This window comes from Mycobacterium sp. PS03-16 (assembly GCF_004570325.1).
Taxonomy (GTDB): domain Bacteria; phylum Actinomycetota; class Actinomycetes; order Mycobacteriales; family Mycobacteriaceae; genus Mycobacterium.
In genome coordinates, this window is the sequence record NZ_SPQO01000078.1 from 1 (window position 1) to 1,148 (window position 1,148).

Below are 1,148 nucleotides of genomic sequence, written 5' to 3' on the forward strand. Positions count from 1 at the left end.
ACGTTGGCTCGTGACACCGACGACACCCTGACCTTCCACACCAACCTCAACACCACCCACACCACCCATCCGCCGCAGACGCCGCACCCGCCGGAGCCGCATCCGCAGTTGCCCACCACCCCCTGGCGCCACACCCACCACTGGATCGAGGTGCGCTCGGGGCACCATCCGGATCCGGTTCGCGTGGACCGCGCCGACGTGCCGATGCCCTCGGTGGGGGAGATGACCGACGGGTCGTGGCTGCTCATCGTCGACGAGCCCGTCGACACCGTGACCCGCGGCGCGCGCGCCGATGTGGTACCCACCTCGGTGCTCGACGAATCAGCCACGAGCGCAGCGCTTCTCGACGCACTGGCAGCGGTGGACCATGTCGTCTTCGCTCCCGAGTTGCCTGCGGACGGCTTCGACGCCAACGCCGGGTACCGACTCTTCAGCGGTGTGCGACGGCTGACGTCGGTACTGGCGGCCATGGCCACCCCGCCGACACTGCATCTCGCGATCGGCGTCGGCGACGCGAAGTCACCCACCGCCCGCGCCACCCTGATCGGCCTCGCCGACAGCCTGTCCCGCGACCACGCCGAGCTGTGGGGCGGCCTCATCACCGTCGGCGCCTCCACCGACGAGAACACCGTGGTGCAGGAGGCGACACCGGACGGCGACATCATCGAGCTCTGGCGCACCTATCCGCCCGACCGGCGGCGGTCGCTGCTCCGGCACCACATCAGCGTGCTGATCGCGGCGGTGATGGGCCTGGCGTCACCCGATGCGCTGGACCCGGAAGCCGATTTCTTCGAGCTCGGTATGGATTCGATGATGACCGTCGTCCTGCAGCGTGCACTGCTCGCGACGCTCGGCGTCGAGGTGTCCTCACCCGATCTGTTCGACAACGCCACCGTCGAATCCCTCGCCGACCACCTCGTCCCCCTGGGCGAGTCCGATGCCGAAACCGCGCCGCCTCCGGATCGCGACGGCTGCGAGCCCCTCGCCGGAGTGTCCCTCGCAGAGAAAGTGGGGTGAATGTCATGACTGCTGTGTCGTCGGATCGTCGTGCGATCATCACGGACGCGTTGCGCAGGATTGATGAGTTGACTGCGCGGTTGGCGGTGGCTGAGCAGGGTCAGTTCGAGCCGATTGCGGTGGTGGGTGTC

General features: G+C 68.4%; 1 protein-coding gene. It reads left to right on the plus strand.

Annotated elements, in window-relative coordinates; all coding sequences use genetic code 11:
* Positions 1-1,017 (plus strand): acyl carrier protein (locus E4P42_RS26760; RefSeq protein ID WP_167759651.1); only part of this gene is annotated, 1,017 nt, incomplete at its 5' end.
* Positions 1,018-1,148: the final 131 nt, after the last annotated feature.